This is a genomic window from Paenibacillus sp. GCM10023252, from assembly GCF_042653305.1.
In the GTDB taxonomy this organism is placed as follows: domain Bacteria; phylum Bacillota; class Bacilli; order Paenibacillales; family Paenibacillaceae; genus Pristimantibacillus.
This window is the reverse complement of record NZ_JBHSHW010000009.1, coordinates 37008-61957: the sequence shown is the minus strand read 5'-3', so window position 1 is coordinate 61957 and position 24950 is coordinate 37008. Positions and strand designations below refer to the sequence as shown.

The 24950-nt window shown below is 52.6% G+C and carries 27 protein-coding genes; 7 read left to right on the top strand and 20 right to left on the bottom strand.

The window, feature by feature from the left end; all coding sequences use genetic code 11:
* Positions 1–14: 14 nt before the first annotated feature.
* Both ACFO9Q_RS06245 and ACFO9Q_RS06240 read right to left on the bottom strand, forming a co-directional pair.
* Positions 15–1367 carry a DRTGG domain-containing protein gene (locus ACFO9Q_RS06245; protein ID WP_379179834.1) on the bottom strand — a complete coding sequence of 451 codons (1353 nt, stop codon included), beginning with the start codon at positions 1365–1367 and terminating at the stop codon, positions 15–17.
* A gap of 93 nt (positions 1368–1460) precedes the next feature.
* Complete coding sequence (locus ACFO9Q_RS06240) at positions 1461–1928, bottom strand: hypothetical protein (protein ID WP_379179832.1); 468 nt, start codon at positions 1926–1928, stop codon at positions 1461–1463.
* A gap of 194 nt (positions 1929–2122) precedes the next feature.
* Between ACFO9Q_RS06240 and ACFO9Q_RS06235 the strand changes: the two genes are divergently transcribed.
* Positions 2123–2464 carry a helix-turn-helix domain-containing protein gene (locus ACFO9Q_RS06235; protein WP_379179830.1) on the top strand — a complete coding sequence of 114 codons (342 nt, stop codon included), beginning with the start codon at positions 2123–2125 and terminating at the stop codon, positions 2462–2464.
* A 79-nt stretch (positions 2465–2543) separates the two neighbouring features.
* On the opposite strand, the gene ACFO9Q_RS06230 is transcribed toward ACFO9Q_RS06235, so the two are convergent.
* The 3 genes from ACFO9Q_RS06230 to ACFO9Q_RS06220 form a co-directional block, all read right to left on the bottom strand.
* Entirely contained in the window at positions 2544–2837 is a 294-nt protein-coding gene (locus ACFO9Q_RS06230; RefSeq protein WP_379179828.1) for a hypothetical protein, read from the bottom strand.
* A gap of 100 nt (positions 2838–2937) precedes the next feature.
* The gene (locus ACFO9Q_RS06225; protein ID WP_379179826.1) at positions 2938–3366 is read right to left on the bottom strand and encodes a GNAT family N-acetyltransferase; all 429 of its coding nucleotides are present in this window, start codon (positions 3364–3366) and stop codon (positions 2938–2940) included.
* 38 nt (positions 3367–3404) lie between these two features.
* Entirely contained in the window at positions 3405–3740 is a 336-nt protein-coding gene (locus tag ACFO9Q_RS06220; protein ID WP_379179824.1) for a YlbF family regulator, read from the bottom strand.
* A 211-nt stretch (positions 3741–3951) separates the two neighbouring features.
* Between ACFO9Q_RS06220 and ACFO9Q_RS06215 the strand changes: the two genes are divergently transcribed.
* The 6 genes from ACFO9Q_RS06215 to ACFO9Q_RS06190 are packed head-to-tail and all read left to right on the top strand — an operon-like array spanning position 3952 to position 10676.
* Positions 3952–5322: a YheC/YheD family protein gene (locus ACFO9Q_RS06215; RefSeq protein WP_379179822.1), complete on the top strand. Its 1371-nt coding sequence runs from the start codon at positions 3952–3954 to the stop codon at positions 5320–5322.
* A gap of 11 nt (positions 5323–5333) precedes the next feature.
* On the top strand, positions 5334–6548 hold the full coding sequence (locus ACFO9Q_RS06210; protein ID WP_379179820.1) for a YheC/YheD family protein: 1215 nt from the start codon (positions 5334–5336) through the stop codon (positions 6546–6548).
* A complete protein-coding gene (locus tag ACFO9Q_RS06205; protein WP_379179818.1) occupies positions 6545–7918 on the top strand; it encodes a YheC/YheD family protein in 1374 nt (457 codons plus the stop codon). The genes ACFO9Q_RS06210 and ACFO9Q_RS06205 overlap by 4 nt, the downstream gene beginning before the upstream one ends.
* The gene (locus ACFO9Q_RS06200) at positions 7918–9072 is read left to right on the top strand and encodes a YheC/YheD family protein (protein ID WP_379179816.1); all 1155 of its coding nucleotides are present in this window, start codon (positions 7918–7920) and stop codon (positions 9070–9072) included. The genes ACFO9Q_RS06205 and ACFO9Q_RS06200 overlap by 1 nt, the downstream gene beginning before the upstream one ends.
* Positions 9073–9076: 4 nt before the next feature.
* Positions 9077–9586 carry a GNAT family N-acetyltransferase gene (locus ACFO9Q_RS06195; RefSeq protein WP_379179814.1) on the top strand — a complete coding sequence of 170 codons (510 nt, stop codon included), beginning with the start codon at positions 9077–9079 and terminating at the stop codon, positions 9584–9586.
* A complete protein-coding gene (locus ACFO9Q_RS06190) occupies positions 9543–10676 on the top strand; it encodes a YheC/YheD family protein (RefSeq protein ID WP_379179812.1) in 1134 nt (377 codons plus the stop codon). The genes ACFO9Q_RS06195 and ACFO9Q_RS06190 overlap by 44 nt, the downstream gene beginning before the upstream one ends.
* Positions 10677–10726: 50 nt before the next feature.
* Here ACFO9Q_RS06190 and ACFO9Q_RS06185 read toward each other — a convergent pair whose 3' ends face one another.
* From ACFO9Q_RS06185 to moaA, 15 genes are all read right to left on the bottom strand, one after another.
* A complete protein-coding gene (locus ACFO9Q_RS06185) occupies positions 10727–11416 on the bottom strand; it encodes an HAD family hydrolase (protein ID WP_379179809.1) in 690 nt (229 codons plus the stop codon).
* A 78-nt stretch (positions 11417–11494) separates the two neighbouring features.
* Positions 11495–12370 (bottom strand): AraC family transcriptional regulator, encoded by an 876-nt coding sequence (locus tag ACFO9Q_RS06180; RefSeq protein ID WP_379179807.1) that lies wholly within the window; start codon positions 12368–12370, stop codon positions 11495–11497.
* Between the two features lie 4 nt (positions 12371–12374).
* Complete coding sequence (locus ACFO9Q_RS06175; RefSeq protein WP_379179805.1) at positions 12375–13223, bottom strand: sugar phosphate isomerase/epimerase family protein; 849 nt, start codon at positions 13221–13223, stop codon at positions 12375–12377.
* Positions 13224–13243: 20 nt separating this feature from the next.
* Positions 13244–14329: a Gfo/Idh/MocA family protein gene (locus ACFO9Q_RS06170; protein ID WP_379179803.1), complete on the bottom strand. Its 1086-nt coding sequence runs from the start codon at positions 14327–14329 to the stop codon at positions 13244–13246.
* Between the two features lie 14 nt (positions 14330–14343).
* The gene (locus tag ACFO9Q_RS06165; RefSeq protein WP_379179801.1) at positions 14344–15507 is read right to left on the bottom strand and encodes a Gfo/Idh/MocA family protein; all 1164 of its coding nucleotides are present in this window, start codon (positions 15505–15507) and stop codon (positions 14344–14346) included.
* Between the two features lie 222 nt (positions 15508–15729).
* Positions 15730–16299: a manganese catalase family protein gene (locus ACFO9Q_RS06160; protein ID WP_379179799.1), complete on the bottom strand. Its 570-nt coding sequence runs from the start codon at positions 16297–16299 to the stop codon at positions 15730–15732.
* A 16-nt stretch (positions 16300–16315) separates the two neighbouring features.
* Positions 16316–16579 (bottom strand): spore coat protein CotJB, encoded by a 264-nt coding sequence (locus ACFO9Q_RS06155; RefSeq protein ID WP_379179797.1) that lies wholly within the window; start codon positions 16577–16579, stop codon positions 16316–16318.
* Positions 16576–16737 (bottom strand): spore coat associated protein CotJA, encoded by a 162-nt coding sequence (locus tag ACFO9Q_RS06150; RefSeq protein WP_379180596.1) that lies wholly within the window; start codon positions 16735–16737, stop codon positions 16576–16578. Before ACFO9Q_RS06150 ends, ACFO9Q_RS06155 begins: the two co-directional genes overlap by 4 nt.
* A 240-nt stretch (positions 16738–16977) precedes the next feature.
* A complete protein-coding gene (gene ytvI / locus ACFO9Q_RS06145) occupies positions 16978–18009 on the bottom strand; it encodes a sporulation integral membrane protein YtvI (protein WP_379179795.1) in 1032 nt (343 codons plus the stop codon).
* Between the two features lie 19 nt (positions 18010–18028).
* Complete coding sequence (locus tag ACFO9Q_RS06140) at positions 18029–19381, bottom strand: hemolysin family protein (protein ID WP_379179793.1); 1353 nt, start codon at positions 19379–19381, stop codon at positions 18029–18031.
* A 21-nt stretch (positions 19382–19402) separates the two neighbouring features.
* Entirely contained in the window at positions 19403–20539 is a 1137-nt protein-coding gene (gene yfkAB / locus ACFO9Q_RS06135; protein ID WP_379179791.1) for a radical SAM/CxCxxxxC motif protein YfkAB, read from the bottom strand.
* 163 nt (positions 20540–20702) lie between these two features.
* Positions 20703–21821, bottom strand: a complete 1119-nt coding sequence (locus ACFO9Q_RS06130; protein WP_379179789.1) for an HD-GYP domain-containing protein — start codon at positions 21819–21821, stop codon at positions 20703–20705.
* Between the two features lie 131 nt (positions 21822–21952).
* Positions 21953–23380 carry a bifunctional metallophosphatase/5'-nucleotidase gene (locus ACFO9Q_RS06125; protein ID WP_379179787.1) on the bottom strand — a complete coding sequence of 476 codons (1428 nt, stop codon included), beginning with the start codon at positions 23378–23380 and terminating at the stop codon, positions 21953–21955.
* A 29-nt stretch (positions 23381–23409) separates the two neighbouring features.
* Complete coding sequence (locus ACFO9Q_RS06120; RefSeq protein WP_379179785.1) at positions 23410–23922, bottom strand: hypothetical protein; 513 nt, start codon at positions 23920–23922, stop codon at positions 23410–23412.
* Positions 23923–23927: 5 nt separating this feature from the next.
* A complete protein-coding gene (moaA, locus tag ACFO9Q_RS06115) occupies positions 23928–24929 on the bottom strand; it encodes a GTP 3',8-cyclase MoaA (protein WP_379179783.1) in 1002 nt (333 codons plus the stop codon).
* Positions 24930–24950 lie beyond the last annotated feature (21 nt).

Below are 24950 nucleotides of genomic sequence, written 5' to 3'. Positions count from 1 at the left end.
TCCCTTCAGTGCCGTTAGTAGGCATCCATCATCTGCGCCGTCATCATCGCCTTCACGGCCAGCCCATCCTGGCCGCGAAGCTCAATCTCCAGCTTCGTAGACTTCCTGCTCAGCTCAAGGGCTCTGGGAGTTATCGTGATCTCGCTGTCGATCTGGACAGGCCTTACGAAGTAAGTCGTCATACTCTCGAGGATGTAATCTCTCTTCCCGAGCTCTCGTACCATCCGCCGGCCGGCCTGTGTCATCAAGGTGACGAGTATGCCTTCGGATACCATGCCGAGTGAACCTGACATCTGCGGCGTCACCACTCCGGTATAAGTCAAGCTGAGTGCGTCTTCTTGACGCTCTGGCTTCTCTTCCATGAAGCCCGACCACATGAGATCGTCGAACGTCTCTCCTGACTCGGGCTGCTTGCCCGCGAAGCGCATAGCATCCAGTACTTCCTGCCTTGTAATGACTCCAAGCAGCTTGCGATGCCGGTCAACGACCGGCAGCAGATCGATGCCCTCTGCAGCCATCGTATGGGCGGCGGACGTAACCGTAATATTCGGCGCTGCCGTAATCGGATGTCTCGTCATGAGCTTGTCGATTAGAACTTCGCCAGCTGCTCCCGCTGCATCCTTCGCCGTCATCATACCGATGACACGGCTACGCTCGTCTAGAACAGGGAAGCGTGTCTGCCCGGTGTCTAACGATAAGGTTCTGTATTCGCCAATTGAATTGCCTATGCGGAGTACATCAGCAGGACGGCTGAAGGTGACGATGTCTTCAATTAACATAATCTTGCGCTTGATGAGACGATCATACATGGCCCGGTTAATCATCGATGCTACGGTGAACGTATCATGCCTGGAGGTTAGAATCGGCAGACCTTGCTCATCGGCAAGACGCTGAACTTCCGCGGTTGGCTCGAATCCGCCCGTTATGAGCACTCCTGCTCCTTGCTCAAGGGCACAACGATGCGCCGATATCCGGTTACCTACAATGAGCAGACTGCCTTGATCAATGTAGCGCAGCATCGCCTCAAGCTCCATGGCGCCGATGACGAACTTGTGCAGCGGCTTGTCCAGCCCAGATGCTCCTCCGAACACTTGACCCTCTACAATGTCAGACACCTCCTTGAAGGTGAGCTGATCGAGCGATTCCCTCCGCTTGCGGTCAATACGGACAGTGCCGATTCGCTCCTTCGTGGATACTAGTCCGGCAGCCTCGGCCTCCTTAATAGCCTTATATGCGGTTCCTTCACTCACTCCCAGTTCCTTAGCCACAGCCCGAACAGATATTCTTGTGCCTATAGGCAGCGTCTGGATATGGCCTAGTATGAGCTCATGCTTCGTCGTCGTATCGCCGCCGTTCACCGTGTCCATCTCTGCTTGCCCCCGTTATTGTCGTAGTCATTCTATTATAGGGGATCTCTTGGATGAAGTCATAGCTCCTTGGAGCTATGCATCTGCTGATCGCTACCAATCAAGCAGCACCTTCGTTATTCTAAGCCTGGCGTTAATCTCCTCGCCATCCGCGTCTCGGAACCTGTACTGGTCGAAGAGAGGCTGCAGCGATTGACGATTAATAATCTTCACCGCACCGGAATCTATGAAGGACTTCCAGTCATAGTCGATAGGAAGCGGATAAGTAGCTTGATAGATGGGAAGATTCTCAATATGGAGCGGCTGAGTCCGAATCTCTGCATATTCGTGACGGAAGATGAAGCTGCCCCGCTTGCTGTAAGGCCTGGAGATTGGCACCGACTTCATATTAATCGTATAGTTTACTTCTTGATTCTGAGGGTTGACCTGACAAGAGAAGTTTCCGAACGCTTTGGCAGTCTCTTCAACCTTATACCGATAACGGTAAGTGAAGTTCACATAGAACGGCACTCGATGATATACCGTATGAACTCTTCTATAGAATTCGAATTCATCAATCATTCGCGATTCTCCTTGTCGAACAACCTTATATGGAACTTCTTGCAGGTATAAACCATCTTTTTACATTGATTATATTGAAGTGGATACAAACAGTCAATCCTAATTATTGTCTATAGTCATTAAAATAAATACTATCCATAGAAGGTTGTTGCAGGAATAGCAGTATTCTATCGTTAAGTTGAGGTGACAATGACATGAGCCAGATTGCCCGAACTATTGGAGAGAATATACGCAAGCTTCGCAAAGGAAGCGGCTTCAGCCAGGAACAGCTGGCGCTGCGAGCCGATATTAATGCCTCGTACATGGGCCAAGTTGAGCGGGGCGAGAAGAGTCCGACCGTTGATGTGCTGAGCAAGATTGCTTCGGCTCTTGGCGTTCCCTTAGAGCAGCTTGTTGCTGCGCCAGGCTCCTCCGCTCAGCAGGACTCGGGATATGAGGATAAGATAGCCCATCAGCTAAGTGGACTAACGATGAGGGAGAAGGAATCTGTCTATCGATTCGTGAAGCATCTCGTTCAATTCAAGGAGATGGAATAATACGCACGCAATAACGGACCTCTGGGCATCATGCCTAGAGGTCCGTTATTATTATCACCGTTATAACGTTCCTTAAGATTCAAGTCCCTTGAGCTCTCTTCGCTGCTGGCTTATGGGACCGTAGCAGCCTCTGCTCCCACAGCGCAGCCTTCGCACGCTTCACTCTCGCCAGCTCCGCCCGCTTCTGATCATTCATGAAGAATAAGGTATGAAGCTGTGCGATTAAGAACAAGGCAGCCAAGGCAGTCCATACCCAGGCGAAGGCGCTGGCCGCCGTCCAAGGAAGCGTGAACTGCAGGTTGGGCCAAGCATAGGTGAGCAATGTCAGTGCCGCTGCTGTATACAATAGGTGAATGAATGTTCTCGACTTCATAATGGCATCCGCTCCTTCAGGCATCGCAAGCCGAGGGTTGTCCCTCACTTGTACAGCCTATGCTTGGAGCTTACCGGTTATGCTGAAGTCTGCCTGTTAATCACATTATTTCGCCGTTATGAACGACACCGAACATGCCTGTCATTCCTTCATGGTGGTGGAATCCATATTGTTCGTAGAAGGTTTCTTTTCCTTGCGCGGCGAACAATCCAATAAACGCTTTTTCCGGTGCATGAACCTTCAAATAATTGGTGATCTCCGTCAAGATTAACTTGCCAATTCCTCTATTCTGATGATCCGGATGCACAGCTACGTCTTGCACGTAGAAATAGATCTGTCCATCGCCAATGACTCTGCCCATACCAATGATGTCATCCTTATGTTGGATAACAACACCAAATAAGGATCGACTCAGCGATTCCTCTGCAACCTCATAATTCATATAGCTTGTCCAACCAACCGAATCACAGAGTCTTCGATATTCTGCTAGAGTTGGTATCCTTACTATTACTTCGTACTCAGTACTCAATTCGTTCACCTCAACCTTATCGTTATTAGGCACATTAACTAATCAATAATAGACTTAAGCACATCGCCCATAATACGATTCACGTCCTCGAATACAACAGCGAATCTGCGCTCTGCTTCCAGCAGGCTTCCGACCAGCGGATGGAGAGAGATGACCTCATACAGCTTGTTCATCGTATCCATGTCGCTCTCCGAAGGCTCTTCCCCGGCCATCATCTTCTGCTGCAGCATACTCTGCCGGTCACGGAAGTCACTCAGCATCCGCTTCGCTTCGCTATCTGCCTCAGCCGCTTGCTTCGCAGCCTTAAGGACGATCGCTTCCTCGCATTCTCTCAGCGACTTGGCCAGTTCGTAAGCCTTGTCATAGACATTCATAGGTTATCTCTCCTCCACAATCGTTGAGATGCTTGCTTCCTGCTTATATTCCTATCATACGCCTGAGAACACACTAAGCCAAGGGTTCTGTGAAAAACATGGGCGTCAATCACCAAGGGATAGATGTCCTCATATGATGAAGTAATTCGTGTAAAACACCCAAGGCCTCTTCCCACTTCCTGTCATCCTCCTGCTTGGAAGGAGATTTACGATGCTCAAATCGAAAGTAGCCGTACAGGTGATTAGCTCCGGCATGCTGGCTGACGATGCGCTCATGCTTGGCGAGTCGCATATGAAGCAATGGAAAATACCGCAAGGGCAGCCCGTAGTGCTGAAGTTCGGCGCTTTCCGCCAGAATGTTAAGATCATTCCTGCCCCTCGCTATGAGGGCATGAGAATCAGCCAGAGCTTAGCTAGGCAAATGGGGATACATGGCGGTGCAGTGCTGCGCATCGGCTATAAATCGTCTGCTGCTACGCTCGCGCTCGGGCCATTGATCGGTGTCCTGATCTCCCGTGACTATCCACATCTTCCGGAGAAGCCGTTCGGCTCTATCACCATGTTCTGTAAGGAGCTGGTGGATGCATGCAGCGCCCAAGGGGCGTATGTATACTTCTTCACACCCAATCAGATCGGCAGCAGCCTGAATACGGTAGAGGGCTGGGTCTATACGGGCAGCTGGCGCCGTACAACGGTTCCTGTCGCCGATGTCATTAATAACCGGCTGACATCCCGTAAGCTGGAGAATAAACCCAGCGTACAACATTTCATAAGAGAAGTAAAATCCAGGCATGAAACGAATGTATTCAATGAGAAATTCCTGGATAAGACCGAGGTGTTCGATGCGCTTAAGCACGACTCCTCTCTAACGAAGTACTTGCCGGAGTCCCATCTGCTGAGGAATTACACCATGCTCAAGTCCATGTGCTCCAAGTACAGCAATGTATTCCTTAAGCCGGTTAGAGGCAGTCTGGGCAAAGGAATTATTCGCATAACGAAGCTCGAGACAGGAAGCTATCTCGCTCTGTTCACAACCGCAGGGGGGACTCGGCGGCAGCAATACGCAACGCTCATGAAGCTGTTCTCCACGATCTCTGCCAAGATGAAGACGGTCAAGTATCAGGTACAGCAGGGGCTTCAGCTAATTGAGATTGGGAAGCGGCCGGTTGACTTCAGAGCACTGGTCCAAAAAAATACGAGCGGGACGTGGACGATCACTTCCATCGTCGCCCGGACTGCCGGCTCCCAGCACTTCGTATCCAATCTGGCTCGAGGCGGCACGCTCAGCACGGTCAAGGAAGCTCTCGCGAAGTCCAATCTTGCCGCAAGCAGCAGCAGGCAGGATACCGCCGGCAAGCTCCAGCAGGCTGCTCTGGATATTGCAAGAGGAGTGGACACCCATATCCCCGCACACTTCGGAGAGCTCGGCATTGATCTTGCCATCGACGTCCACGGCCGGGTCTGGCTGCTTGAGGTGAATTCCAAGCCCTCCAAGAACGATAATACTCCGCTGACAGACAACAAGATTAGACCCTCTGTCCGCATGATGATTCAATATTCCCGATTCCTATCGGGCTTCTAAGGGAGGCAGCCATGTATCCCCTACTCCTTCAGCTAGGCATCTATGTCACTCGTATACCTGGAAGCAGCGCCTCCCCTGATTCGGTTCCATCTGTGCCGGAGGACAGCTTCTGCCGCTCCTTGAGCAAGGCCGCTGCTTCCATGGGCATCCTGCTGTTCCTGTTCTCACCCGAAGAGCTTAGCGGGGGGAAGTTCTACAGCTATCGCTTGCAGGGCGGGGTATGGAAGCGAGAGCTGTCGGCTCTGCCTGATCTTATCTATGATCGCTGCTTCTATAAGAATAATGTAGAGCGGATGCGATGCCGCGCCGTGCTCCGAGCCCTGCACACCCGCAAGCCGCATCTCATGTTAAGCGGAGAGCTGCCGAGCAAGTGGGATGTCTATGTGGCATGGAAGGATGATGTCCAGCTCAGCCCTTATCTTCCTCAGACACAGAGGTATGACACACTTCTTCGCGCATGCGTATTATGCAAGGAACAGCAGCTGTTCCTCAAGCCGTCCTCAGGTATGCAAGGCAAGGGAGTCATCCACCTGTCTTACTTGCCCTACGAGCAGCAATGGAAGCTTGCCGGGCGAACGAGGAGGAATCGTCCCTTCGAGATGAAGTTCAGCGACCAGACCGCTTGCGAGGCATGGATAGTCCGATTCATCGGCAATACCAAGTATCTGATTCAACCTTATCTAGAGCTCACGGGCACAGATCGCAAGCCGTTCGATGTGAGAGCTCTCGTGCAAAAAGACGATAAAGGCAGATGGCAAATGACCGGAACAGCCGTCCGAACAGGTGCGACTGGCTCTGTAACCTCTAACCTGCATGGAGGTGGCGACTCTTCTGACGCAGCAGGCTGTCTTGCCAGCTTATATGGAGCGAGGCAAGCGGAAGAGCTGCTGCAGCAGATTGGAGTCATCAGCGAGCTCGCAGCAGAGCGGCTGGAAGGTGCTTTTGGCCGATATGCAGAGTTCGGTCTGGACTTCGGAATCGAGCCCAGCGGCAGGCTCTGGCTGATCGAAGCGAATTCCAAGCCAGGCAGAGCCTGCTTCCGCCTGCAGCCTGATATTCAGAAGGAGTCGCTGGAGAGGCCGCTGCGTTATGCGAGGCTGCTGTCCAGAAGACTAGCAGCCACCCGAGAAACGCCTATCTTCCCACTTCCGTCCATCCGCCAATCCAGCCGTGACGCCAATGAGAACCCAACATCATCGGACAACGTTCAGGAGGTTCATCCATGAGTTTGACAACTTGCAACGTGCATTTCTCGCAACAAACTGACAAGGTTATCTATATCTCAAGTCCGCTCATTAGGCTGCTTAAGCTCTCAGGCAAGAAATCTGTCCAAGTGAAGCTGGGCGGCGAAGTTGTTCAAGCACCGCTGAAGACGATCAAGCGGCAGGGCAATCATCTCTATCTGTCCGCAGGCCTCAGACAGAACATTCGCGTCCCTAAGACAGGGAACGTCTACTTGCATAGCGGCAGTGATAATGAACTACAGCTAGGACCTCTCATCGGCATTCTAAGCGATGCAGCAGTCCGCTCCTCCGTCAGCCCCTTCGGTACGAGAACGGGGTTCATTAAGGAGCTTATTCGCACCGGTGAGAAGAAGGCCTACCTGTTCGCCTTCACCCCGAGCGATATTAATTGGCAGCAGGAGACGGTGAACGGATACTTCCTGAACGCTCAGGGCGGATGGTATCGCAAGGTTACCTCTCTGCCGGATGTTGTCTATAATCGCCTGCCTAGCCGCAAGGCAGAGACCTCGAATCCTATTAATTCCTTAAGAGAACGGTTCGTCCGCCGTAAGATTCCGTTCTTCAACTGGAGTTTCTTCAATAAAGCTGATGTGTATAAGCTGTTAGACAACGACCCGGAAGCGCTGCAGCACTTGCCCGAATCGGTATCCGGTCCTACCTCTGACAAGATCAAGGAGCTGCTGGAGAAGCATCAATTCCTGTACTTCAAGCCGACTGCAGGCAGTCTGGGCATTGGCATCTACCGGCTCACGTATCATCCGAAGAAGGGATATTTCGCCCGCTATCGCAAAGGCACCAGCAATGTCCTCCTAAGGTTCACGAACTTCCAGAGCCTCATGCGGATGCTGCAAGGCAGGCATGGCAGCTCGCTCAGCCATTATGTCGTTCAGCAAGGCATTCGCCTCGCAGAGATAGACAGCTGTCCGCTGGACTTCCGCTTCCATATGCATAAGAATGGTAAAAACGAATGGGTTGCTGCCGGCATAGGCGCCAAAAAGGCTGGCCGCGGAAGCGTGACAACACATGTGAAAAACGGCGGATCCCTAATGACGCCGGGCTATGCACTGAGCAGAACGTTCGGAGCGCAAGCAGACGAGGTGCTCGAGAAGGCCAAAAGGGTCGCCGTGAAGCTGAGCGAGGCGATTGAACGCAACTATCCTCATCGTCTTGGCGAATTAGGCCTCGATCTAGGCATCGACAAGGAAGGTGAAGTATGGATGTTCGAAGCCAACGCCAAGCCTGGCCGCTCCATCTTCAAGCATCCTTCGCTCAAGGGGGAAGGCCGTGCATCCCTCGGGTACATTCTGGAGCACTGCCTGTACCTGAGTCGATTCCAAGGAGGGGACAGCTGATGGAGAGCGTAATCCTCGAGGAATACAGCCGCTTGGATCTTACCGCCAGACGCCCTGTTCTCGCCATTCTCACCATTGAAGATGAGGTGCAGCTGTTCCGGGGCAACCGAAGCAACTTCGCGGACCTAATCTTGATGGGCCAGAGCATGGGCTTCATCGTCTACGTACTAACAGTGAAGAATCTGTATCTAACGCGCAGCCAGCTTCGCGGCTTCGCCTATGAGGAGGAGTCACAGAGCTGGAAGCTGCAGCTCTTCCCCTTCCCTGACATTATCTATAATCGAATTCCGCAGCGCGAGGATGAGCTTCTCCCGTCCGTGAGGAAGAAGCTGGCCGCGTGTGCGAAGAGCTCACGGGTGAAGCTTTTCAACCCATCCTTCTTCAATAAGTGGCATCTGTTCGAATGGCTCAAGACAGCGCACACGACGAAGCCGTTCATTCCCTGCACACGCAAGCTCGTGTCGCAGGTCGGTCTAGGGCGCATGCTTCGGACACATCCTTATCTCTACTTGAAGCCGGAGAGCGGCAAGGCCGGCAATGGCATAATGACGATTCGGGTGAACGGGGAGAAGGAACTCCCCTATCGCCTTAAGATACAGGAAGACAAAAAAAGCGCTACGTACAAATGCTCGAGCCTGTCGAAGCTGTGGACTCGCATTCAGAAGCAGACAGCAGGCGAAGCTTATATAGCTCAGCAAGGGATCGTCCTGGCGGCCTTCAACGAGCGCAGATTCGACCTGAGGGCGCTTGTTCAGAAGAATGGCAGAGGCCAGTGGGATATTACCGGAATAGGTGCAAGAGTTGCCGGCTCATCCAGCATTACTACCCATGTGCCGCGGGGCGGCAGCATTGAGGATCCGGAGAAGCTGCTCATCTCCTCCTTCGACGCTGATCTAGCGCGCAGAATTCTCATTCGGACGAAAAATACGGCACTGCTCATTGCGAAGCAGATTGAACGGGGAAGCGGAGCCATACTCGGGGAGATGTCCATGGATCTTGGCATCGATAGCAGCGGCAACATCTGGTTCTTCGAAGCCAACTCCAAGCCAATGAAGTTCGATGAACCGCATATTCGCAAAAAATCGCTGGAACGAATATTCCATTACGGACTATTCCTCACGCAAAAAAATGCCGAGCAGGCAGGAGGAGCATAGTGCGATGATCATTCAGCAGCTTACCCCGGAACAGTGGCTTAGCCTGCGCAAGAGACTTGTAGGCTGTGCCCGCAGCTTCGGGGATAAGCGGCTAACCGTTCATGCCCTCGATGCCTTCCAGCAGGTGCAGGCCGCATCGCTTCTTCCAGAGACGGCGGAGCCCCTGCGGCCTAGCCGCTCTATCATTCTTCTAGCGAGACAGGAGCGGCGATTAGTCGGTCTTAGCTTCGCTGAGGACGAAGGAGAGGGAGCTTGCATGCTCGCTGTTCATCCTGAAGCGAGGGGCCAAGGCATAGCGCGCGCCCTCCTCACAAGAATGGCGGAGCACTGGGGAGGACGCCTCGTCTGCCATGTGGCAATTGACAATACGCCAAGCATCGCCGCCTGCTTCGGTGCGGAGATGGTTGCTGTAGCCATGCATACCGGGCCAACCGGTAAGCCGACGCTTCGATTCGAAAGGAGCAATGTTCATGACGCGGCCCGTCCTAGGCATCCTCACACTATACTTGAATAATGACGGCTTGCTAGAGGAGAGAAGTATCTATCAGAAAATGACGCTCGCCGGCAAAAAACTGGGACTTGATCTATTCGTCTTCACCCCTCAGGATGTCAACTACAAGGAGAATCGCATTCATGCGATGATCTATGACCCTATAGAGCGGAAGTGGTCTAGGAAATGGACCTCCTTCCCCCATATGATCTATGACCGCTGCCGCATCCAGCGCTCCCCACGCTTCGAGCAGCTGAAGCAGTTCCGCTCGCAATACGGTCACCTTACCTTCCTCAACCGGACGCTTCGCAATAAGTGGACGGTTCATCGCACACTCTCCAAGGAGGACAGCTACCGGTCCTATCTGCCTGCTACGAGAATATACGATAGCATGGCGGATGTGACCGAGATGCTTCGCAAGTACCCGCTCCTCTACTTGAAGCCCATTAACGGTACGGGCGGGAGAGGGATACTGCGCATTGAACGGAGGCAAGACGGCAAGCTGCTGCTTCAGGGCAGAGATCAATCACGTAAGATCATTAAGCCGCGGCAAGTTCCGGCCGCTTCTCTCTCTGCTCATCTATCCACTTGGAATCTGAAGGGCGCCCGCTATATTATTCAGCAAGGCATTCAGCTCAAGCTCCCGAGCGGACGCGTGCATGATTATCGAATGCTCGTGCAGAAGAATGGAGAAGGTAAGTGGCAGCTGACAGGCTGCGCAGGCCGTATCGGTGCAGCGGGCAGCGTCACTTCGAACCTTCATGGCGGAGGCAAGGCTTCCTCGATGGATGAGTTGCTGGGCAAGTGGATTGGCGATGCGGATAAGGTGAAGGCTGTTAAGGAGGAGGCGGAACAGCTGGGGATCGGTGTAGCAGCCTGCCTGGAGCAGGCGTATGGCCGATTATGCGAGCTCGCGCTCGACCTGGCCATTGACCGGACCGGTCATATCTGGCTGCTTGAGGTGAACCCTAAGCCAGCTAGGGAAGTATTCGCTCAAGCCGGGGAGCTGGATACCTATAATAATGCCATTCTGCGCCCACTTGAATATGCCTTATGGATGTATGAACAGAAGATGAAGCGCAAGGATAAGAAGAAGACCTCTTCCTCCACTTAGGGGAAGAGGTCTTCTATGGTGTAGTCCAAGAGAAGGCTGCTAATCATTCACTACCTTACCGAACGTTCGTACAAGCTGAGCAGCTCACGGAAGTCGGAGAGCAGGACATCCGCACCGTCTAGCTCAGCCGCTCGCCCATAGACAGCATACGCGCAGCCGATAACAGCAAGACCATTCTCCTTGCCTGCCTCCACATCGGAGGAACGGTCGCCCACCATCCAGGCTTGCTCAATATGATGATCCTTAAGCAGACGCTGCACGAGGTTCACCTTGCTAACCGTCCCATACTCCCCTGCGCTGTACAGGCCGTCGAACAAGGGGGAGATACCCTTGTGCTGAGCTACTCCCTTCACGTAGTGCTCAAGACCGTTGCTCGCTACGAACAACTTCACCCCATGCTCCTTAAGAGCGGTAAGGGTCTGGGCAACATGCGGGTACAGCTCGCCCTCTCCGTTCTCCAGCCCTTCCAGCTCGTATTGCAGCAGCAGCTCGTCCGCTCTAGCGCGAGCTTCCTCTGAGCCGTCCGGCATCACTTGCCGCCATATATCTTCGAGCACCATGCCCAGACAGCCGAGCAATCGCTCAACGGGTGGTGTAGGCGAATGATAGAGCCCCTCTGCTCGAAGTGTCTGGAACAGCCTCTCATGCACTCCTATGAGCAGCGTATCTGTCTCGAACAAGGTTCCATCCATATCGAATATAATCGCTTGCGGCTTGTTCAGCTTAACGTTGTCAGGCATTGAAGCGTCACTCCTTATCCAGTATGTGCCTATCATACTGCATAGGAATAGATGGCTGCAATGCGCAGATGCAGACCTTCAGAGGAGACTGCTGTTCACCAATCTCCTGTAACGCTCGGGAGTCTGGCCGATCTGCCTCTTGAACACCCGGCTGAAGTGAGCGAGATGCTTGAAGCCAAGGGAATAACTAACCTCCGTTAAGGACAAGGACCCGTCAAGCAGCAGCATAATCTTCGCTTGGTTAATACGCCGCTGGTACACATAATCGAAGATGGTCACGCCGGTCACTTCCTTGAACAGCTTGGACAGATAGTGCTTGCTCATATGCAGCTCTGCCCCTAGATCATCGAGACCGAAGCTCTCTGTATAGTGAGCCTCCACATAGGTAATGATGGCTTGAACGGTGCTCTCACGATCATAGGATTGCTCCTTCTTGTCGCTCAGCGGGAGCTCGCACAGCTCGTAGATCAGGTAGAGCAGATCAGCGAACGCCAGCGCACATCGATTAGAGCCCAGTTCATCCCCCCGCTGCTGCAGCTCATGCATCTGTAACAATCTCTGTTCAATTCGCACACGATCCTCGCCATGAAGGCGAAGCCGGTAGTTGCCAAGCTCCTGGAATGGCTTAAGGAAGTTAATACTGCCGGAGAGCTGCAGCAGCGGCAGCATCCCCGAAGAATTGAAGTGAATCGTAGTCCGAATATAAGGCACGTCCGGGCCAATCTTCGGGCAATGAAGCGTCATGCCGTTCATAAGAATGAGATCGCCTGGAGCTAGCACATAGATTCGGTCGCCAATGAGATAATTACACTTGCCGCTATGGAAGTAATAGACCTCATAGAAGGGATGGGAATGGAAGACAGGCTCAATCGGTCTATCCGATCGGTAGGAGATATGAACAAGCTGTGAAGGGGGAAGCTGTGGTGTTCCTCCATCATAGGTCCAGTCTCCCATCTCCTTACAAGCTCCTCATGAAGTCAGCGAAGTTCTGAAGCATAGCAGGTGAAGTTGCATACTGTCCGCTGAAGTCCTCCACTCCATAATATCCATCGTAACCTGAAGCTCTAAGAGCATCAACGACCTGCTTCCAAGGCACCATGCCCTCATTCAGCGGGGCCCAGCCCGATTGCCACTTCGCAGAGCCGTCTTCATTCATGCCTTCCGTTATCCATGAAGCATTCTTGACATGTACATGAGCGAGGTAAGGACCAAGCAGCTCTATGCCCATCTTGTAATTCTCGAAGCCTTCATGAACCATATTGCCGGGATCGAACAGTACGCCAATGTGATCAGGGTCAAGCCCTTGAACGAGTGCTTGAGCTCCGCTGGCACTTGCGGTAATGGTCTTGTGATGGGTCTCAACTAACCCCTTCACTCCATACTCCTTGCATAGCGGCTGGACTACTTCGAGATAATCCCGTCCTTGCTTGTAGAGGTCACGGAAGTGAACGGTTCCGTCATAGACGGGAACACCAACCCGGATGAAGGACGCCCCCAGCTCACGGGCTGCCTGCAGCACTCGTTCCGTGCCGGCAACATCCCCCGCTCCTACGTATGGGGTCACAGCGAGGGAGATTAATCCTTCGTTCTCTGCAGCCTGCTTGTAGCGGCTCAGTTCAGAGAGCGGAAGATAGGGGGAGATGGAGCTGCGGTTGTTGCCCCAGAAGGAAGGCTCATCGTCCTCTGCACCTTCGGGTACTTCCTTGTAGCGCCACTCGATACCCTGCAAGCCTGCTTCCTTCGCTGCAGCAGCCAGCTCTTCAGGCGATAATTCCGGTGTTGCGACGGTGAATATGGATAACTTCATCTTGTACTGCCTCCTCTATCTTATCGTTCGCTATTATGAATCCGGATGGCATCTCTCTGGGCAATGAGGCACAGCTCCGCCGCCTTGAAGGTATGCTCCTGTGTCATGGCAAGTTCCGTTCGATTCAAGCAATCTAGAATGAGTTCACCGAAGTAAGGATAGCCGACCTTGCCTTGCAGATTCATATGCTTCTCTCCGCCAGCATTGACCAGGTACAGCTGATCCCCCCCGCCGCCGCGAGCAATATCGACATACTTACGCAGCTCGATGTAGCCTGTCGTACCCATGATGACCGTCCTGCCGTCTCCCCAAGTGCTTAGGCCATCCGGCGTCAGCCAATCGACACGGAAGTACCCGGCAGCCCCATTATCTCCTGTGAGCGAAGCATCGCCGTAATCCTCCAGCTCAGGATACTGATGATTGTTGTAGTTCGCGATACGAGCGCTGTTAATGTGAGCATCCTTAGCGCCGGTATAGTGCAGGAACTGCTCAATCTGATGGCTTCCGATATCACATAGGATGCCGCCGTACTTCTCCTTCTCGAAGAACCAGGACGGACGGGACGACGCATTCAAGCGATGAGGGCCAAGGCCAAGCACCTGAACGACACGCCCAATTGCCCCTTCCTTAATGAGCTCACCAGCATACACACCGCTCTCCGTATGAAGCCTCTCACTGTAGTACACGGCATACTTCCTGCCTGTAGAAGCCGTCGTCAATCTTGCTTGCTCCAGTTGATCAAGTGAGGTGAACGGAGTCTTGTCTGTGAAGTAATCCTTGCCATGCTCCATCACCTTCACGCCAAGCGGACCACGCAAGGAAGGGATAGCAGCGGCGGCTACGAGCGATACTTCCGCATCTTGCAAGATCTGTTCCTCCGACTCCGCAGCCTGCGCTTCAGGGTATGTCTCCAGGAATCGCTTCACCTTGTCTGCATCGGCATCATAGACCCACTTCAGCGTTGCTCCTGCTTCCCTAAGTCCGTTGCACATCCCATAGATATGTCCATGATCCAGTGACATGGCTGCGAAGATATAGTCTCCTCTGCCGACGACGGGCTGTGGCTTGCCTTGTGGTGCATAATTCATTCCATCCTTATTCGTCATAGCTCGTGTGCTCCTTAATGAGTTCCGCCTACGTTAAGCGTGACCGCTTCCGCTGACGGCTTCTTGTAGGATGAATTCGCAATCTTATCCTGCAGATGGGAATAGAACAGATCTTCATCAATCGGGAGGTCAACCCAGTTGTCCGTCCAAGTGGACAGCAGCATTGCATTAGAGATCATCAGACCCTTGATGCCTTCTTCACCTGGAGCAAGCAGAGGTGAACCTGTCAGTATAGCATTAACCCAGTTCTGCGTAATGCCTTGATGCTGTGGATTGTCACCTGGGGCTGGTATATCGAACTTCCAGCACTCCGGTTCACCGAATCCGCCTTGATAGGTCTGGTTGAATTCCGTCTCCGACACACGAGTACGCCAGAAGGTCATCTTGTCATCCTCAATGACGATCTTGCCGCGGTCCCCAGTAATCTCGAACCGATTCGTGCCCGGCGTCTCGCAGGTGGAGGTAACGAATACGCCTGTTGCGCCATTGTCATACTCGGCATATGCCGTTACTTCATTCTCAACTTCAATATCGCGATGCTTCCCGAAGGAGCAGAAGGCTCGGATTCGCTTCGGCATCAGGCCTGTCGTCCACTGCCACAGATCCAGCTGATGCGGATCCTGATTAATGAGCACACCGCCGCCTTCGCCAGCCCAAGTTGCCCGCCAGCCGCCGGAGTTATAATAGCTCTGGGAACGATACCAGCTTGTAATGATCCAGTTCGTACGGCGTATCTCACCGAGCTCTCCAGAGGCAATAAGTTCCTTCAGCTTCGCATAGAGCGGATTCGTCCGTTGGTTGTACATGATGCCGAACACTTTATCTGACTTCGCTGCTGCTTCATTCATCTCTCTAACCTGCTTCGTATACACACCGGCCGGCTTCTCTACGAGCACATGGAGACCTTTCCCCAGCACCTTAATGACTTGAGCTGGGTGATCATAGTGAGGAGTGTTCACGATTACTCCGTCAATTAAGCCGGAATCCAGCATTTGGTCCGCGTCCTTGAAGCAAGCAACGCCTTCGCCAAGATTCTCCTTCGCCCACTTCAGCCTATCTGGATTAATGTCGCATATAGCCGTAAGCTGACCGCCCTTCACCGCGTTTTTAATTAAATAATTGGCATGACCCGTTCCCATATTGCCTAGTCCAATAATGCCGATTCGTACGGTGCTCATTCGCGCATCATCCCTTCGTTATGCATGAATTGATTGATTAGTATAATACAATTGTATCATGTAAGCGTCCGCACAATTTCACTAGGGTTAATCAATATCGGCAATTCATTTAACTGTGGTTGTTGTCATAGAGATCGATGCGGATTCCACTAGCATAACAAGTTACATAACAAAAAGGTTATTCCTCAAACGGAATAACCTCGAATAGTCGTTATGTACCTGCTAGAACACCTTCTTCTTCCCTCTGTCGTCCTTAATAATCTCGACCGCTTCCCGGAAGCGAAGGGCATGAATAATCTCACGCTCCCGCAGGAACTTGAGACCATCCTGCAGGTCCACATCGTCCGTCATGTCGATTAGCCACTGATAGGTAGCTCGGGCCTTCTCTTCCGCAGCAATATCTTCATACAGATCCGCCAGAGGATCGCCCTTCGCCTGAATGTATGCGGCTGTCCAAGGTACACCCGAGGCATTGGCATAATAGAGTGCGCTATCATGGCTTACATAATGAGGACCTAGCCCTGCTGCCTCCAGCTCCTCCACAGTCGCATCCTTCGTCAGCTTGTAGATCATGGTAGCAATCATCTCCAAGTGTGCGAATTCCTCAGTTCCAATATCTGTCAATAACCCTACAACCTTGTCCGGAATCGTATAGCGTTGATTCAGATACCTCAGGGCTGCCGACAATTCACCATCTGCACCTCCGTACTGCTCGGTCAAGTACTTTGCCATACGCGGATCGCATTTGCTCACCTTGACTGGATATTGCAGTTTTTTCTCATAGATCCACATTCCTTAGCTCTCCCTTCTACACCTGCCACGGCCAAGGCCCAGCAGACCAAGCCCAAGGATATCTAGAATAACTGCGCCCGTACTGCAGCAGCGGACCATATTCCAGCTCATATTGCTGAGCGATTCCCTGTCGCTGCTGCGCCAGTTGATTGAACTGCTGCAGCGCCGTTAGGTCATTCGGATGGGTGTCCAGGTACAAGGTCAGCTCGACCAGGACGAAGTCCAAGCTCTGCAGCTCCTCCAGCTTCTTGTAATAGGCTTCATCCAGCGTAATACTCATTCGTCATGCCCCCCATGTCTCTTGGATGAATATGGGCTGTATAGAGCCGGCCACAGCGTTCCTAGACGGAGCGCCTCTCGCGGAGACCATTGCGGCAGATTCATCGGCTGATAAGGCATATATTGGTTAGGTGGTACGACATACGTTCTCACCCTCATAGGCGGACAAGGATCATACGGAGAGATGAACGGCTCCCATTCTCTAAGCTGGCTCCGATCGGACTCTGACTGGTTCACATCATGACCTCCTCGGTGTAGGTATAGCAGCATACTACATTATCCATTACTATCCAATCTATGCTTCGGTGTAATCCGTTATGTGGCGTGTGCATTCCATACCCAAAAAAAAAAGGCCAACTCCGAAGAGTCAGCCTTCTACCGCCCAGCAGCTAATAGCTGCTATAAGCGAATCTTGATCTGGAACAGTCCCGCCTTGCGGGCTGCCATATAAATAATGATAACAAGCGGGCCAAGGAACACGCCGATAACCCCGACCAGCTTGAAGCCCACATAGAGACTGATCAGCGCCGACAAGGCTCCAATACCGACGGCATCTCCTAGTATCTTAGGCTCAACAATTCGTCTGAACACCGTGATGAACACGAAGAGAATGATAAGTCCAACCCCGCCATATGCGTTGCCAGTAAGCAGCAGATACGTTCCCCAAGGTACTAGTACGGATCCCGTTCCGAGAATCGGCATGAGGTCCACAATGACGATGAGCAGCGCAATGGCCAGCGGATACTTGATGTCTAGAATTATCAACCCGATCAGGGAGATCACATACGTCATCGCACTTAAGATGAACTGGGAGCGAAGGAACCCGAAGATCGACCTCTTCAAGTTGTTCAGCACATCATTCACTTGGGGCCTGGAAGACTCTTCGAAGATAGAGAGAATAGAGCCCTTCATCGTATCCAGAGAGAAGCTGAACATATAGACAGCAACGATGAAGACGATGAAGAAGATGAACATGCCCGGTATCCCAGAGGCGAAGGCGACGATCGTCGTCGACAGTGAGCTGACCATCTTGCTCAGGTAGGAGGTAAGGCCGGTAATGGAATTCTCAAGCTGTACGACAGCCTCCGGTGACAAGTGATCGTACAGCGCCTTCGCTTGATCCATCTTCAAGGTAATGAAGCCGTTCGCATCTTGGAAGTATCCAGGGACCCGGTCCCAGAATGCAATAAGCTCGCCTACCAGCTTCACACCAAGCAAGCCGAACAGACCGAGCAGCAACAGGGTGAAAATACTGCTAGACACCGTCGCGGCCGCAAGCCGGTTCATTCTGAACTTGCTGATAAACAGCTGATTCAATGGCTCTAAAAAGATAGCGATAATAATGGCGAGCATGAATGGGGCGCCAACTGTGAAAAACAAGTACAAAAGAAACAGCCCAACTGCAATGAGCACTAACGTCTTAATGGACACATCCGGCCTCCTCTTCTAGTTATCCTTCCTCTTGATCCTCTTCCAGCTCTTGCTCTTCATCCTTGTTCCGGTAGATATGAACTCTAAGCACCCGCAGACGCTCGCACTCTGCTACCTCGAAGGTATAGCCTTCATGCCGAATGGATTGTCCAGGCGCTGGATGACCTTCGAGCAAGGTGAACATCCATCCGCCAATCGAGTCCACGTCCTGGTCCATAATCTCAAGTCCGAATAGGTCATTCACTTCTTCGATTAGCATCCGTCCATCTACGGAAGTGACATCCCCTGTTATTACAATACTCGGAAGCTCGTCATCAAATTCATCATGAATCTCTCCGACGATCTCCTCGAGAATCATCTCGGTTGTAAGCATCCCCGCAGTGCCGCCATACTCATCGACGACGATCGCAAGCTGAGAATGCTTGCGCTGCATGAGCTTCAGCACCTCGCTAATCTCCATCGATTCCGGGACACTCAGTATCGGGCGTAGGAACGAACGAAGATCATGAATCTCATCAGGGTCAGCAGTCAGTATATCTGTAATGTGAACGAAGCCGATAATCTGATCCTTGTCCTCCAGCCCCACTGGATACCGAGTATGCTTCGTCGTGTACACATGCTTCAGATTCTCTTCGTAGGTAACATGGCAGTAGAGGCAGTCCATATCTGTACGTGGGAGCATCACCTCGCGTGCCAGCCGATCGGAGAATTCGAAGATATTGTCGAACAGCTTCATCTCATCCTTGTCAATAATGCCGCTCTTCGCACTCTCATTCATGAGAATCCGAATCTCTTCCTCCGTATGTACGCCCTCCAGCTCCCCGGCCGGGGCAATCCCGATCAGCCGCAGCAGACGATTAGCCGCTCCGTTAAGGAGCCAGATTGCGGGCAGGAACAGCTTATAGAAGAACATGAGAGGCAGGGCCAGCCACAGGGACGCCGCTTCAGACTTCTGAATAGCGAAGGACTTCGGGGCAAGCTCTCCAAGCACGATGTGGAGGAACGTGATCACAAGGAACCCAATCACGATAGACAAGGTTGGAATGAATACACTCTGCGTAATTCCCAGCTGATAGAACATAGGCTCTACGATGAGATGTGAGATAGCAGGCTCTCCAACCCATCCTAGTCCTAGAGATGCGAGAGTAATGCCGAGCTGTGTCGCTGATAGGTAAGCATCCAGCTTGCTGTTCACCTTCAGCGCATAACGAGCCCGCCTATTGCCTTCATTAGACAGCTGAGTGAGCCTCGTCTGACGCACCTTAACTAGCGCGAACTCTGCCGCAACGAAGAACCCGTTCATCAAGACAAGAACCAGAACAATCAGCAGGTTAATTGCAATCTGTCCTGGCAGGAATTCGGTATGGTTCAATGCGACGTCTCTCCTTCAGTTCTAGAGTACAGCCCTGCGCTCATGAAATTCGATATCCTTGTAATACATATCCTTGACCAGCAGATTCGGTCCGCAGCAGTCTGCTCCAGCACAGAAGCAGTTCACGCTGCCCGCAAGTGAACCCGTAAGCCAGCTCTCGAAGATGTCGTCAAGCTTGTCATTCTGTATACGGCCGAAGGAAGGCACGCTTGAGAAGTCTGTCACGAACACTTCTCCGGTAAATAAATTAACGTTAAGCCGGTTGCGGCCGTCCGGATCATTGCGCATCGTCACATTCGGCTCCGCAGCCAGCCTCCTTAGAAGCATGCGCTCTGACTCATCCTCGCTGCATGCATAGAACGGCAGCGTGCCGAACAGCATCCATACGTCCTTGTCTCTCGCGTCCAGCAGCGACTCGACTGAGCGCTTCATCTGCTCCCTAGTAATGACAGGCAGATTCTCGGCGAATGAGCTTGGGTACATCGGATGCACCTCATGCCGCTGACAGCCCATCTCGAGAATAAGCTTATGAATGTCCGCCATCTTCGCATGAGTCCGATAGTTAATCATAGATTCAGCGGACACGAGTACTCCCGCCTCACTTAAGCGGCGAGCATTGTCGATCATCCGGTCATACAGCTTCACCGCGGTTGCGCGGGTTACTTCATGTCCGGAGCGCGCGAAGCCCACCTGATGGAAGTCATCTGCCGTCGTATAGTTGAACGAGATGTGCATGACATCCAGATAAGGAGCCATTGCTTCGTAGCGGCTATAAGGAAGAGTTACATTCGAATTAATCTGCGAATAGATCCCACGGTTACGTGCATAGCTCAGCAGCGGAACGATATAGTCATGAACCGTTCTCTCTGAGAAGGACGGCTCGCCGCCGGTAATAGAGATGGTCTCTAGGTGTTCGACTTCATTAAGCCGCTCCAGCATGAGAGGTAGGGGGATTTTGCCAGGCTCGGCTAGCACTAAGGTATCGCCTACGGCGCAATGCTCACAGCGCATGTTGCACAGGTTGGATACGGTCATCTCTACGGAGGTCAGCTTATGCCGGCCATGCCTGCGCATCGAATGGATGGGATCCCATGGATCATTAGTCGGGGATAGAGCTAGCGGCTGCGGAGCAGCCGTATTCTTGTACAATATATTCATGATTCAGCACCTTACTTATATCGTATATAGGATGATTATTCACTCTATTGTAATGTTCATATACGACAGAAGCAACTAGACCTGTTGGCCTTGGCAGGGAAGATCAGGCTGTCTGTACCAAAAAGGAGCCTCACCCGGGCTCCCGTTCACAGCTTACTGAAATCTATAGACTGACTGCAGCGGGAACGTCACACTGCTCATCATTGACGTTAACAATCATCGTATTGAGCTGCTTGGACAGATCCGTCTCATACGGACTGCGAAGTTCTTCCCCAGCTTCATTATAGAGAACCCTTACAATCGGACGATGCGGATAGGAAGAATTCAGATCAACGACAATCCCCTTCTCACCGGTGTGCAGCATGACGGTTATGCCAAGCGGATAGATGGCAACCTTGTCCCGGAATTGCTGCACCATATGCTGCTCATACAGCGTTCCCGTACCCGCATACAGCAGCTCAACGGCATGATGAGGCAGCATCGGAGAGCGGTATACTCGGTTAGTTGTCATCGCATCGTAAGAGTCGACTAGCCCGATCCACTTCGCGAAGTCATGAATCTCATTCCCGCGTATACCTCTTGGATAGCCGCTGCCGTCCAGCCGCTCATGATGCTGGTATGCACAATGAGCAACGACGAGAGGAACATTAGGCTCGTCCTTAAGCAGTCGATACCCAATCTCTGCATGCTGCTTCATCTGCTCGAATTCATCCTTCGTCAAGGAGCCTGGCTTCTTCAGCACATCTACTGCAATCTGCGTCTTGCCAATGTCATGAAGCAGGGCACCCATGCCAAGCATCATCAGCTCATCCCGTGTATACCCGTGGGCCATCCCGAGCATCGTCGTATAGATGCACACGTTCAGAGAGTGCTGGAACAGATAATGATCAACAATTCCCATGTCCATGAGCATAATCATCGCATCGTGATGAGAGGACAGATCATCAATAATCAGATTCATCATTTCCTTGAAGGGCTGAGCGATGTAGGGATACGTGACTCCCTTGCGCTGAGCCGGACGATTCATCATGCTGCGGAAGTTCGTTCGGATTTCCTTGAGGGCGAATCGCAGAGTCTCATCGCTGATGACCTCAGGCAGGATGACATCCTGCGTACGCGGATCAGCGACATAGACGTATTGAATTCCGCTTTCGGCTAAGCGGGTAATTAATCGTGAACTTAATTCGACATTTTCTCCTAGTAGGACCAGACCTTCCTGGGAGAAGATTTTTTTGGCCAGCTTCATACCCGGCCTGCACTGCGATATGGGCACTAACCGCATGGTACGCTCCTTCCCCTAACGCATTCCTACACTTAACATCGGTAAAAGATGGGCTAATTGTTAATGTTAATGTAAGGGAAAATGCAGGAAGAATCAAGGATTTATTTGCGATTATTCGACAAATTAAAACATTATTCCCCATCGTTCCAACGTCGCAGCTGACATTGCCTAAGTAAGTCCTCATTCTGAAGCTCCTCAGCGAGCACATCGCGGATGAATTCAGGCAAGAAGAACTTAGGCTGAGCTCCTAGGCTGAGCGTCTCGTAACCGACTCGGAACGTGAACATATCAATCGTTCCAACCGAATAGACCGCCTCGTTCACAAGCTCTCTGCCATTCACTAGGACAGAGGTTATTCGCTCCAGCGGCGGCCGCTTCAGATCATAGGCAATCGTGAGCCCGTCCACGGCCAGGCCGCCCAGCACTTCCCCCCGGAAGCCGAAGCCCTTAATCGGCTTCCGAGTGTACTCGCAGAGCAGCGACTGCTCCAGCGCTGCTCGAAGGTTCGTGCCGGAGAGGAGCAATCGGCACGGATTGATAGGCGAAGGACAGAGGGCGTGCAGCTGGCCCGCTGTCACTTCGCCAGAGGGCAGCCCGCCGAGCAGCTGCCCGGTGTTGACGATGCCGATCTCGGCATCGGTCCAGCGCCGCAGGCCTGCGGCTAGCAGGTTGCCGAGCGGTGACTCCCGCTCGGTGCTCGCGGGCAGCGGCGCACTCAGCCGGGTGATGATCCGGCTGAGGCGGCGGTCGCCCGCCTCCTTGAAGCTGCTGATGATCGCAGCAGCTTCGGGCTGCTCCTCGAGTGCGGCTACAGGTACGCAGGAGGCTCGGAACAGAGGGCGCGAGGTGATGGGATCAAGCCCAATCTCCACGCGCCCGAGCTGCTCGCCGAACTTGCCGGCAGCGCAGATGGTCGTATCCCCAATCACTAGCGGCTCTTCGAGCAGATGATGCGTATGACCGCCTAATATGAGGTCGACGCCATGAAGCTCTTCCGCAATTCGGCGGTCCATAGGCAAGCCCAGATGTGACATGACTACGATCACATCAACCTGCTCGCGAAGCCTCTTCACCTGCTGCTGAATGGTCTCAAGCGGATCGGACACCTCCCAACCCATCAGCGTGTAGAAGTCGGTGAATCTGGCGGTGACGCCGATTAAGCCTATGGTTAGGTTTTTTTTTACAAGTACAGTTGAAGGCACTGCCCATTCCGGGAGCTCTCCCGTGCTCTGATCAACCAGATTGGCACATACGACCTTGAATCTTCCATGGTTATAATAAGCCTCATGCAAGTCTTCAGCGGAGTAGGTCAAGCCTTCGTTATTGCCGATCGTAACGGCCTCATAGCCAGCTGAGTTCAGCAATGCAATATTGACCAGGCCATCGCTGCCCTCAGTCTCTGCGCGCATCCGGTCCATATGATCTCCGACATCTACGGCCAGCACTCGGCTGCTCCCGTACATCCGCCGTTCCTCTGCGATATAGGAGGCTATCTTGGCTGCATTCTCAAGACGACTGTGTATATCGTTACTATGCAGCAGCACAACTTCTGTCTTCATGCTAGCAGCCTCCTAGACTCCAATGTTCCTTATTCCTTCCTGCGCAAGTCGCTTAGAGAGAAGTGATTCTTGAACCCGTAGGAAGCCTCCTGCACGCCGCCGCTCGGCTCGGAGAAGCTGAAGGTCAGCTTGACCACACTCTTCACGTTCAGGCACTTACTGCTCCCGTTCGGCACGTACAAGCGGATAGGTCCGTTCTTGCTGAGCGGCATACCGCTCTCGTCCTCAGCGAACAAGATTGCCGCCTCCTTCAGCTCCTCCCAAGGGATGGCAGCCTCGAACGTATCTGCTGCCTCAAGCAGCAGCTGTGTGGGATTGGGCGACTGGCTATCCAGCCCGCCTGAGCTGCGCCACGCGTTGTACCACTGCAGGAAGTCGATAGCCTCTCCAGCTGTATCCGGAACCCTTAGTGCTATCGGGAACGTGTTCCCGGCAAGATCAGCCATAGCTCTCGGTGTAGTGCTGCTATCCTGCATGCCCTCATGCTTAATCGTTATGTTGGCCTCTGTCCATGCAGCGGTAGTAGTCGTTGAATCAGACATCTTGTTCAACCTCCTATCTGTGACATACGCCGTTCAGTCGGCACATGGGTCAATGCTTCATCAGCCAGCTTGGCGGCCATCTCGTGATTCTCCGGCTTAACTGCCATTGCCTTAGCGAACACCGCTTCAAGAGCAGCAGCATCTCCTAACGCTGGCTTAACGTTAAGCTCATCGACCCAGTAGAGACAAGGGTTAATGGAGCCGTCAGCGGTTAAGCGCAGCCGATTGCAGCTCTTGCAGAAGTGGTCGCTGACCGGATGAATCAGGCCGAAGGAGCCGATGCCCCCCTCCATCTCCCAATCATCAGATGGTCCATTACCCTTCACATTATGCTTGCGTTGAACGGAATATCCGGCCACGGCTGCTGCATCCAATACACTCGTCAGCGGCAGATAATGATTCTTCCAATTGTCATCGGCATGACCTATTGGCATATATTCAATGAACCGCACATGCAGCGGCTGTTCATAGGCGAGACGCAAGAAGTCGGTAATCTCGTCTTCGTTAATTCCCTTAAGTAATACACAATTCAGCTTGATTGGAGAGAAGCCGACACGTGCTGCCTCTTCAATGCCTTCCATCACACGCTTCAGATCTCCGCGCCTTGCGATGAACTTGAAGCGAACTGGATCCAGGGTGTCCAAGCTTATATTGACACGGGTTACTCCTGCAGCGCGCAAGGCCGCAGCCTGACCGGCGAGCAGAACCCCGTTCGTGGTTAGCGCGATATCTTCAATACCGGGAATTCCAGCAAGCCGGACGATTAACTGATCGAGATTCGCTCTTACAAGCGGTTCCCCCCCGGTAATTCGCAGCTTGCTAATGCCAAGCTTCGCTCCCGCCTCTACCACTTGGACAATATCATCGAAGCTAAGAAGATTCGAAGACTCCGTGAATGCCACACCTTCCTCGGGCATGCAATACAAGCATCGCAGGTTACAGCGATCTGTTACGGATATACGCAGATAATCATGTACTCTTCCCCATCGATCGGTTAATCCGGACATGCTGATGCACTCCCTTCTATG

What these genes read in the sequence shown, in the direction of transcription:
- ACFO9Q_RS06245 (WP_379179834.1), bottom strand. Translation starts at nt 1,367, where the DNA reads ATGGACACGGTGAACGGCGGCGATACGACGACGAAGCATGAGCTCATA.
- ACFO9Q_RS06240 (WP_379179832.1), bottom strand. Translation starts at nt 1,928, where the DNA reads ATGATTGATGAATTCGAATTCTATAGAAGAGTTCATACGGTATATCAT.
- ACFO9Q_RS06235 (WP_379179830.1), top strand. Translation starts at nt 2,123, where the DNA reads ATGAGCCAGATTGCCCGAACTATTGGAGAGAATATACGCAAGCTTCGC.
- ACFO9Q_RS06230 (WP_379179828.1), bottom strand. Translation starts at nt 2,837, where the DNA reads ATGAAGTCGAGAACATTCATTCACCTATTGTATACAGCAGCGGCACTG.
- ACFO9Q_RS06220 (WP_379179824.1), bottom strand. Translation starts at nt 3,740, where the DNA reads ATGAATGTCTATGACAAGGCTTACGAACTGGCCAAGTCGCTGAGAGAA.
- ACFO9Q_RS06215 (WP_379179822.1), top strand. Translation starts at nt 3,952, where the DNA reads ATGCTCAAATCGAAAGTAGCCGTACAGGTGATTAGCTCCGGCATGCTG.
- ACFO9Q_RS06210 (WP_379179820.1), top strand. Translation starts at nt 5,334, where the DNA reads ATGTATCCCCTACTCCTTCAGCTAGGCATCTATGTCACTCGTATACCT.
- ACFO9Q_RS06205 (WP_379179818.1), top strand. Translation starts at nt 6,545, where the DNA reads ATGAGTTTGACAACTTGCAACGTGCATTTCTCGCAACAAACTGACAAG.
- ACFO9Q_RS06200 (WP_379179816.1), top strand. Translation starts at nt 7,918, where the DNA reads ATGGAGAGCGTAATCCTCGAGGAATACAGCCGCTTGGATCTTACCGCC.
- ACFO9Q_RS06195 (WP_379179814.1), top strand. Translation starts at nt 9,077, where the DNA reads ATGATCATTCAGCAGCTTACCCCGGAACAGTGGCTTAGCCTGCGCAAG.
- ACFO9Q_RS06190 (WP_379179812.1), top strand. Translation starts at nt 9,543, where the DNA reads ATGACGCGGCCCGTCCTAGGCATCCTCACACTATACTTGAATAATGAC.
- ACFO9Q_RS06185 (WP_379179809.1), bottom strand. Translation starts at nt 11,416, where the DNA reads ATGCCTGACAACGTTAAGCTGAACAAGCCGCAAGCGATTATATTCGAT.
- ACFO9Q_RS06180 (WP_379179807.1), bottom strand. Translation starts at nt 12,370, where the DNA reads ATGGGAGACTGGACCTATGATGGAGGAACACCACAGCTTCCCCCTTCA.
- ACFO9Q_RS06175 (WP_379179805.1), bottom strand. Translation starts at nt 13,223, where the DNA reads ATGAAGTTATCCATATTCACCGTCGCAACACCGGAATTATCGCCTGAA.
- ACFO9Q_RS06170 (WP_379179803.1), bottom strand. Translation starts at nt 14,329, where the DNA reads ATGACGAATAAGGATGGAATGAATTATGCACCACAAGGCAAGCCACAG.
- ACFO9Q_RS06165 (WP_379179801.1), bottom strand. Translation starts at nt 15,507, where the DNA reads ATGAGCACCGTACGAATCGGCATTATTGGACTAGGCAATATGGGAACG.
- ACFO9Q_RS06160 (WP_379179799.1), bottom strand. Translation starts at nt 16,299, where the DNA reads ATGTGGATCTATGAGAAAAAACTGCAATATCCAGTCAAGGTGAGCAAA.
- ACFO9Q_RS06155 (WP_379179797.1), bottom strand. Translation starts at nt 16,579, where the DNA reads ATGAGTATTACGCTGGATGAAGCCTATTACAAGAAGCTGGAGGAGCTG.
- ACFO9Q_RS06150 (WP_379180596.1), bottom strand. Translation starts at nt 16,737, where the DNA reads ATGAGGGTGAGAACGTATGTCGTACCACCTAACCAATATATGCCTTAT.
- yfkAB (WP_379179791.1), bottom strand. Translation starts at nt 20,539, where the DNA reads ATGAATATATTGTACAAGAATACGGCTGCTCCGCAGCCGCTAGCTCTA.
- ACFO9Q_RS06130 (WP_379179789.1), bottom strand. Translation starts at nt 21,821, where the DNA reads ATGCGGTTAGTGCCCATATCGCAGTGCAGGCCGGGTATGAAGCTGGCC.
- ACFO9Q_RS06125 (WP_379179787.1), bottom strand. Translation starts at nt 23,380, where the DNA reads ATGAAGACAGAAGTTGTGCTGCTGCATAGTAACGATATACACAGTCGT.
- ACFO9Q_RS06120 (WP_379179785.1), bottom strand. Translation starts at nt 23,922, where the DNA reads ATGTCTGATTCAACGACTACTACCGCTGCATGGACAGAGGCCAACATA.
- moaA (WP_379179783.1), bottom strand. Translation starts at nt 24,929, where the DNA reads ATGTCCGGATTAACCGATCGATGGGGAAGAGTACATGATTATCTGCGT.